At 70.5% G+C, this 6,592-nt stretch carries 8 protein-coding genes; 3 read left to right on the top strand and 5 right to left on the bottom strand.

Annotated features, from left to right (window positions below; all coding sequences use genetic code 11):
• The coding region (locus tag K9U41_RS21055) for an MATE family efflux transporter (RefSeq protein WP_282642805.1) at positions 1 to 421 on the top strand (421 nt) is incomplete at its 5' end.
• On the opposite strand, the gene K9U41_RS21050 is transcribed toward K9U41_RS21055, so the two are convergent.
• Positions 422 to 784, bottom strand: coding sequence for a DUF952 domain-containing protein (locus K9U41_RS21050; protein ID WP_282642804.1), 363 nt, complete (start codon positions 782 to 784; stop codon positions 422 to 424).
• A 159-nt stretch (positions 785 to 943) separates the two neighbouring features.
• Here K9U41_RS21050 and K9U41_RS21045 point away from each other — a divergent pair, with 159 nt between their 5' ends.
• The gene (locus tag K9U41_RS21045; protein ID WP_282642803.1) at positions 944 to 1,621 is read left to right on the top strand and encodes a S24 family peptidase; all 678 of its coding nucleotides are present in this window, start codon (positions 944 to 946) and stop codon (positions 1,619 to 1,621) included.
• Positions 1,622 to 1,732: 111 nt separating this feature from the next.
• On the opposite strand, the gene K9U41_RS21040 is transcribed toward K9U41_RS21045, so the two are convergent.
• A complete protein-coding gene (locus K9U41_RS21040; RefSeq protein WP_282642802.1) occupies positions 1,733 to 3,361 on the bottom strand; it encodes a cisplatin damage response ATP-dependent DNA ligase in 1,629 nt (542 codons plus the stop codon).
• The gene (locus K9U41_RS21035; RefSeq protein WP_282642801.1) at positions 3,358 to 4,404 is read right to left on the bottom strand and encodes a ligase-associated DNA damage response exonuclease; all 1,047 of its coding nucleotides are present in this window, start codon (positions 4,402 to 4,404) and stop codon (positions 3,358 to 3,360) included. Before K9U41_RS21035 ends, K9U41_RS21040 begins: the two co-directional genes overlap by 4 nt.
• Before the next feature lie 65 nt (positions 4,405 to 4,469).
• Between K9U41_RS21035 and K9U41_RS21030 the strand changes: the two genes are divergently transcribed.
• Entirely contained in the window at positions 4,470 to 5,396 is a 927-nt protein-coding gene (locus tag K9U41_RS21030; protein WP_282642800.1) for a class I SAM-dependent DNA methyltransferase, read from the top strand.
• A 46-nt stretch (positions 5,397 to 5,442) separates the two neighbouring features.
• On the opposite strand, the gene K9U41_RS21025 is transcribed toward K9U41_RS21030, so the two are convergent.
• Positions 5,443 to 5,949: a tyrosine phosphatase family protein gene (locus K9U41_RS21025; RefSeq protein WP_282642799.1), complete on the bottom strand. Its 507-nt coding sequence runs from the start codon at positions 5,947 to 5,949 to the stop codon at positions 5,443 to 5,445.
• Positions 5,946 to 6,509: an HD family hydrolase gene (locus K9U41_RS21020; RefSeq protein WP_282642806.1), complete on the bottom strand. Its 564-nt coding sequence runs from the start codon at positions 6,507 to 6,509 to the stop codon at positions 5,946 to 5,948. Before K9U41_RS21020 ends, K9U41_RS21025 begins: the two co-directional genes overlap by 4 nt.
• Positions 6,510 to 6,592: the final 83 nt, after the last annotated feature.

Here is a 6,592-nt window from a genome sequence, read left to right as displayed (position 1 = left end):
GGGCGGGCGGCGGCGGGCGGACTTTTCCGCCGGGGTGCGGCTGTGCCTCATCTGGGGGCTGGTCTTCGCGCTGGTGGCCTGCGCGCTGTATCTCGCCATCGGCCCGGCCATCGTGGATGCCATGACCACGAGCGAAGAGGTGCGCGCGGCGGCCCGCGCCTTCCTCATCTATGCCGCGCTGCTGCCGGTGGCAGGCGTCGCCGCCTATGCCTTCGACGGGGTCTATATCGGCGCCCTGTGGTCGCGCGACATGCGCAACCTGATGCTGTGCGCCCTCGCCGTCTATCTTGCCGCCTGGTGGGGGCTGCGGGGGCTGGGCAATCACGGCCTGTGGCTGGCTTTCCTCGCCTTCCTCATCGCCCGCGGGGCGTTCCAGGCGCTGCGCCTGCCGGCGCTGGAGCGCCGCACCTTCGGGACGTGATCAGCCCAGGTCGGGGAAGACGTGGGCGCCGTCCGGCCCGAGCGGCAGGTCCTTCACCCACAGCACGGCGGCAAGCGGCAGGGGGCCGTAGAGGTGGGGGAAGAGGGCGCCGCCGCGCGAAGGCTCCCAGCGCAGGGCCGCGCCCAGGGGTTCCGCCGCCACCGCGACGAGCTTGAGATCCCCCGCGCCCTTGAAATGCCGCGCCGCCGTCTCCTGCGCCTGTGCGGCGGTGGAGAAATGGATATAGCCGTCCGCGTGGTCCACCGGCGCGCCGGAGAACACGCCCTCGGCTTCGGCCTGCGCCCACAAAGCGGCGGGGCAGATCTTGAAGATGACGGCAGCAACAGGGGAGGGGTCGGGCACGGGGCAGCTCCGCGACGGGGATCTTCAGATCCTCCCTTACGCAGGATCGAACAAAACGGCAACCTCCTGCGTCTCAGGGTTGCATCAGGACAGAAGTCCTGTACAAACAGGGAACAAATTCTTATTGTCCGGACTCAAGCAGCAGGACACGGAAGCTCCATGCTTACTCACGGCCAGGTCTGGCGTGCCATCGACCAGCTCGCGGAACAGCATGGGCTGTCCACGTCGGGGCTGGCGCGGCGATCCGGGCTCGACCCCACCACCTTCAACCGCTCCAAGCGCATCACCACGGATGGCCGCCTGCGCTGGCCCTCCACCGAGAGCATCGCCAAGGCCCTGTCGGCCACCGGCACCAGCGCCGAGCTGTTCTTCGCCATGCTGGTGCCCGCGGACGAGCGCCACGGCGGGGCCCACGGCTTCGCCGAGGAAAGCCAGCCGCTGACGGGTCCCATCCACGCCATTCCGCAGATCGGCTTCGCCCAGGCGGGCTCCGGCGGCTTCTTCGACGATGCCGGCTTTCCCGTGGGCACGGGCTGGGACGAGATCGCCTTTCCCGAGGTGGAGGACCAGCACGCCTATGCGCTGGAGATCGCGGGGGATTCCATGCAGCCGGTCTATCGCGACGGCGACATCGTGGTGGTCTCGCCGGGCACGCCGGTGCGGCGCGGCGACCGGGTGGTGGTGAAGACCCGCGAGGGCGAGGTCCTGGCCAAGGAACTGGTGCGCCGGACCACCCGCCACGTGGAGCTGCGCTCCCTCAACCCCGCCCACGAGGACCGTCAGATTCCGCTGGACCAGCTGGAGTGGATGGCCCGCATCATCTGGGCGAGCCAGTAATGCCAAGGGCCGGTGAGCGTGCCTCATCGGTCTTGGCATGAAGCCCGCGCGGCGCTTGAGCGACACCCTCTCGGCTTCGGTCGAAGACCGGAGCCGTTGGTATAAAGGCCCCTACCTCAGCAGCGCCTCCAGCGTCTCCAGCCGGTCGGCCTCCCCCGGGGGCTTGTCCCACCTGAGGCGGGCGATGCGGGGGAAGCGCATGGCGATGCCGGAGCGGTGGCGGGTGGAGCGGGCGAGGCCCTCGAAGGCCACTTCCAGCACCAGCCCCTCGTCCTTCTCGTGCACCACCTCGCGCACCGGGCCGAAGCGGTTGATGGTGGCGCGCCGCACGAAGGCGTCGATCAGCTTCAGCTCCTCGTCGGTGAAGCCGAAATAGGCCTTGCCCACGGGCACCAGCACGTCGCCCTCTTCGCCTTCCGTCCACACCCCGAAGGTGTAGTCCGAATAGAAGGACGAGCGCTTGCCGTGGCCGCGCTGGGCATACATGAGCACGGCATCCACCGTGTGCGGATCGCGCTTCCATTTCCACCACGGCCCCTTGGGACGGCCGGGCAGGTAGGGGCTGTCGGCGCGCTTGATCATCACCCCTTCCACCGCCTCGGCGTCCGGTCCCGCGCCGGCCGAGGCGGGGTCCGCGCGGGCGCGGGTGAGGTCGTCCCAGACGGCGAAGGGCACCAGCGGGGAAAGGTCGATGCGCGGCGACGACAGTCGTCCCACCAGCGCCTCCAGCCGCGCCCGGCGCGCGGTGAAGGGCAGGGCGCGCAGGTCCTCGCCGCCCTCCACGAGCAGGTCATAGGCGCGGATGTGGGCGGGAAATTCCGCCAGCATCTTCACCGTGACGGTTTTGCGGTTGAGCCGCTGCTGGAGCACGTTGAACGGCTCCACCCGGCCCGCGCGGACGATGAGCAGTTCCCCGTCCATGGCGCCGTCGAAGGCGATGGCGTCCGCAAGATCGGGAAAGGCCTCGGAGATGTCCTCGCCGGTGCGGGAATAAAGCCGCACCGCCCGCATCCCGTCCGGCCCGGTGCCGGCCACCGCCTGCACGCGGATGCCGTCCCACTTCCATTCGGCGCTGAAATCGCCGGGGTTAAGGTCGGCGAAATTGGCTTCCTCGATGGCGTGGGCCAGCATCACCGGGCGAAACGGGGCGGGGTTGGAGGTCTCAGGGCGCGGCCCATGGCCCTCCACCCAGGCGAACAGCGCCTCATAGGGCGGCGCGAGGCCGGGCCAGACCAGTTCCACCTCGTCGGGCGTCACGCTTCCAAGGCTCGCCACCGCGGTCTTGGCGAGGCGGGCGGAGGCGCCCACCCGCATGGCGCCGGTGATGAGCTTCAGCAGCGCCCAGCGGCCGGTCTCGTCCAGTCCGTCGAGCCAGTCGGCAAGGCGCCGGGGCAGGGTGGAGCGGGAGAGGGTGGAGAGGCCGTGGACGATCTCCGAGAGCAGCGGCACGTGGGCGGGGGCGTCCTCCAGCCTCGGCCACATGAGGGCGACGGTTTCCGAGAGGTCGCCCACATAATCGTAGGACATCTCGAACAGCACCGGGTCGGCCCGCTCCATGATGAGGGCGCGCACCACGCCGGGCTTGGCATTGGCGAAGGAGAGCGCGCCGGTGAGCGCGGCCAGCGCAAAGCCGCGCTCGGGGTCCGGCGTGGTGCGGAAATAATCCGCCATCAGCCGGATCTTGGCGTTGCGCCCGGCTTCATAGGACATGCGGTCGAGCAAGGCGGCGAAGCGGTTCATGGTGCCGCCCCCGGGGCCGCGCCCTCAGTGGGAGCCGCCTCCTCGTCCTCCTCGCCATAGCCCACCATGTGGAGCGGGCGGGCGCGCAATTGCCGGGTCTGGGCCCAGTGGACCAGCGCATCTTCTGCGCCGTGGGTCACCCACAGCTCCTCGCAGCCGGTGGCCTGGATGGAGGCGCAAAGGCCATCCCAGTCCGCATGGTCGGACACCACCAGCGGCAGTTCCACGCCACGCTGGCGGGCGCGGGCGCGCACCCGCATCCAGCCGGAAGCAAAGCAGGTGATGGGATCGGCGAAGCGCCGCGCCCAGATGTCGGTCATGGAAGAGGGCGGGGCGATCACCACCGCCCCGGCGAAGGCGGCCTTGTCCGTCCCCTTCACCGGGAGGATATCGCCCAGGGCCAGGCCCTGCGCGCCGTAATAGTCGGTGATGGCGGTGAGCGCGCCATGCACATAGATGGGTGCGTCGTGGCCGGCGGCGCGCATCAGCGCCATCATCCGTTGCGCCTTGCCCAGCGAATAGGCGCCGACGATGTGGGTGCGCTCGGGGAAGATGCGCACCGAGGCGAGCAGCTTCTCGGTCTCGGCCGCCGCGGGGGGATGGTGGAACACCGGCAGCCCGAAGGTCGCCTCGCTGACGAAGACGTGGCAGCGCACCGGCTCGAACGGGGTGCAGGTGGGATCGGCGGCATCCTTGTAGTCGCCGGACACCACGATCACGAGCCCGTCCTTCTCCAGCCGGACCTGGGCCGAGCCGAGCACATGGCCGGCGGGGTGCAGGCTCACGCGCACGCCGTTGATGACCACCGCCTCGCCATAAGCCAGCGCCTGGGTCGCGCCGGCAAAGCCTTCGCCGTAGCGGATGGCCATGAGGTCCAGCGTCTGCCGGGTGGCAAGCACGTGGGCGTGGCCGGCGCGGGCATGGTCCGAATGGCCGTGGGTGATCACCGCCCGCGGCACGGCGCGCGTGGGGTCCACGTAGAAGTCGCCGGCGGGGGAATAAAGGCCCTTGGGCGAGGGGCAGAGCAGGTCTTCCGGGCGCATGTCTTTATCGCGGGGCTTGCCGCCTATATGGGAAGCGCAAAGCGGTTTCGCGAGGTTTCGGTCCAGTGGCTCATTCCGCCTTCACCCTGCTATCCGGCGATCCGGTGCTCGACCGGCGGCTCGACTGGGCCCGCGCCTTCCTCGCCGATGGCGATGCGAGCGCCTGCGCTGAGCTGCTGGCCGAGACGGTGGCGGACGCCCCCCATTTCGCCGCCGCCTGGTTCCTGCTGGGCGAGGCGCGCGCCGCGCTGGCGGACCGCGGCGGCGCGGCGCAGGCTTTCGAGCGCGTGCGTGCCCTTGATCCCGACGATGCGCTGGGGGCGGGGCTGCATCTCGCCCGGCTGGGTGCGGCGCCGGCGGAGGGGGCCATGTCGGCGGCCTATGTGCGCACCCTGTTCGATCAATATGCCGACCGCTTCGACACCGCCCTGCGCGACAAGCTCGCCTATCGCGGGCCGGAATTGCTGTTCGAGGCGCTGGCGCGGGCGGCGGCCGCGCGGGGCTGCACGCTGGCCTTCGCCGAGGGGCTGGACCTGGGCTGCGGCACCGGGCTCGCCGGGGTGCTGTTCGCCCGGGTGGTGGAGCGCCTTTCCGGCGTGGACCTGTCCCCCGCCATGCTGGAGAAGGCGGCGGCCCTTGGCCTCTATGCCCGGCTGGAGGCCGGCGAGATGGGCGCGGCGCTGGAGGCCGTCCCCGCTGCCAGCCTCGACCTCGTCCTCGCCGCCGATGCCCTGTGCTACGTGGCGGACCTTGCCCCCCTCTTCCGCGCGGCGCGGCGGGCGTTGCGCGTTGACGGGCTCTTCGCCTTCACGCTGGAGACCCACGCCGGCGACGGTGTCATCCTGCGCGACACCCTGCGCTATGCCCACGGGGCTGGCCATGTCCGCGCGCTGGCGCAGGCGGCGGGGCTCGCCGTAGCGCTCCTGGAGCCGGCTTCCACCCGTGCCGAAAAGGGCGTGCCGGTGCCCGGCCTCGTTTGCGTGCTGGGATGACGCCGCACCTCCCGTCCGGCACGCGCGCCGGCCCGATAGTCCCGCCTCAGCTCACCGGCAGGCTGAAGGGCTCGCCCTCGAACGCGTCGGTGCCGCGGCCGATGGCGTGGATGGCGGCCACCATCCGTCCCTCCCGCTTCAGCACCGTATCGGCCAGCGCCACGATGCGCGGATTGGGGGTCGCGGTGGCCGAGGCGTGGCGCAGGCGCTGGGCCAGCTCCATCTCGTCGCGGTCCGGCAGCAGCGCGCACAGGGTGGCATAGGCCGCCGCGGTAGAGCGCGAGATGCCGGCATAGCAATGGATCACCAAGGGCGCCTCGCGCGGCCAGGCATGAACGAACTCGAACAGCTCGTGCATGTGGGTCTCGTCCGGCGCCACCATGCCCTCGATCTCCTCGACGATGTCGTTGATGCCGAGGAACAGGTGATTGGTGGGGTCCACATTGCTCGGACGGGTCAGAACCGTGCTCCCGTTGATGAGCGTGATGACATGCCGCGCGCCCGTGGTCTCAACCGTATCGTGCAGCTTGGCGAGGGAGCAGACATGGATCATGGCTTCAGCTCCTCGAACCGTTTCAGAAACCGCGTTTTTGCGGTTTCTGCCTCCCATGGGGTGAGATAGTCCTTTTCCGCCGCATCGTCGAGGCGGGCCGGGCGGCCGAAGAAGGCGCGTGCCTCCTCGGCGGCGAATCCGGCAAGGCGCGTCGCCTCGAAATAGGCCGCGGCATGGTCGCAGGCCTTCACGATCTTGACCAGGGGCGCGGGCCAGAGCGTCGGCAGGCCGAAGCGGATGGAGATCGCATGCAGCAGCCGCGCCTCCACCGCCTTGTAGTCACCGCCCAGCACCGCCTTGAACGGCGAGATCATGTCGCCGATCACATATTCGGGGGCGTCGTGCAGCAGCACGCACAGCCGCCAGCGCGGGTCGAGGTCCGGGTGGGAGCGGCGCGACAGGCGCTCCACCAGCAGCGAATGCTGCGCTACCGAAAAGATGTTGGCACCGCAGGTCTGCCCGTTCCAGCGGGCGACGCGGGCGAGGCCATGGGCGATGTCCTCGATTTCCACGTCGAGGGGGGAGGGGTCGAGCAGGTCGAGCCGCCGCCCGGACAGCATGCGCTGCCACGCCCGCGCCGGCTTTTTCCGGCGGGCGGGCGAAAGGCCCGGCGCGGGCTTCGCCGGTGCCTCGGGCGGGGGGG

Source organism: Xanthobacter autotrophicus (assembly GCF_029991245.1).
GTDB classification, from domain to species: Bacteria; Pseudomonadota; Alphaproteobacteria; order Rhizobiales; family Xanthobacteraceae; genus Xanthobacter; species Xanthobacter autotrophicus_C.
Note: the sequence above shows the minus strand (reverse complement) of the source record. Positions and strands in the feature narration are given on the sequence as shown.

Excerpts from the sequence above, each read along its gene's own strand:
- K9U41_RS21045 (WP_282642803.1), top strand. The coding sequence starts at position 944 with ATGCTTACTCACGGCCAGGTCTGGCGTGCCATCGACCAGCTCGCGGAA.
- K9U41_RS21035 (WP_282642801.1), bottom strand. The coding sequence starts at position 4,404 with ATGCGCCCGGAAGACCTGCTCTGCCCCTCGCCCAAGGGCCTTTATTCC.
- K9U41_RS21040 (WP_282642802.1), bottom strand. The coding sequence starts at position 3,361 with ATGAACCGCTTCGCCGCCTTGCTCGACCGCATGTCCTATGAAGCCGGG.
- K9U41_RS21025 (WP_282642799.1), bottom strand. The coding sequence starts at position 5,949 with ATGATCCATGTCTGCTCCCTCGCCAAGCTGCACGATACGGTTGAGACC.
- K9U41_RS21020 (WP_282642806.1), bottom strand. The coding sequence starts at position 6,509 with ATGCTGTCCGGGCGGCGGCTCGACCTGCTCGACCCCTCCCCCCTCGAC.